The following is a 703-nucleotide window of genomic DNA, read 5'->3' as shown; positions in this document are numbered from 1 at the left end:
AGCTGCTGACGTGGCGAGTGATCGTATTCACGATGCCGGGACGGTCAGCCCCCAGGGCGGTAATAACCAGATAGTGTTGTAATGAGGCTGTCAAACCTGTTCTTCCTTTAAAAAGGTGAGGTAACATTAGGAAAGCATAAAAAAAACCGCCATACAACATCCCTGATGGCGTCGGGTCTCTTGCTTTTATTACAGCTCCAAACGTAACATTGAGAATCTTGTCGCACTTCTGCTCTGAGGATGGCCCATGTTCACGGGAAGTATTGTAGCGCTTGTCACGCCGATGGATGAAAACGGTAATGTCTGCCGGACAAGCCTGAAAAAACTGATTGATTACCATGTCGCCAACGGAACCTCGGCGATCGTTTCGGTAGGGACTACCGGTGAATCCGCAACGCTGAGCCATGAAGAGCATGGCGACGTGGTGATGATGACGCTGGAGCTGGCCGACGGGCGTATTCCGGTTATCGCTGGAACGGGAGCCAATGCAACCGCAGAGGCGATTAGCCTGACCAAACGTTTTAACGATAGCGGTGTTGTTGGCTGCCTGACGGTCACTCCTTATTATAACCGTCCGACCCAGGAAGGCCTGTACCAGCACTTTAAAGCTATCGCCGAACATACTGACCTGCCGCAAATTCTGTATAATGTGCCGTCCCGTACCGGTTGCGATATGTTGCCGGAAACCGTTGGCCGTCTGGCG

At 52.1% G+C, this 703-nt stretch carries 2 protein-coding genes; one reads left to right on the top strand and one right to left on the bottom strand.

Translation table 11 applies throughout. The features are described 5' to 3' along the window. A partial coding sequence (locus ABD353_RS40745; protein WP_486326992.1) for an ACT domain-containing protein occupies nucleotides 1-127 on the bottom strand: 127 nt, incomplete at its 3' end. Nucleotides 128-247: 120 nt separating this feature from the next. On the opposite strand from ABD353_RS40745, the gene dapA reads away from it, so the two are divergent. After that, nucleotides 248-703: 4-hydroxy-tetrahydrodipicolinate synthase (gene dapA / locus ABD353_RS39800; protein WP_344628588.1), on the top strand; the 456-nt coding region annotated here is incomplete at its 3' end.

Origin of the sequence: Kitasatospora arboriphila, from assembly GCF_039528095.1 — a bacterium.
Taxonomy (GTDB): domain Bacteria; phylum Actinomycetota; class Actinomycetes; order Streptomycetales; family Streptomycetaceae; genus Kitasatospora; species Kitasatospora arboriphila.
Note: the sequence above shows the minus strand (reverse complement) of the source record. Positions and strands in the feature narration are given on the sequence as shown.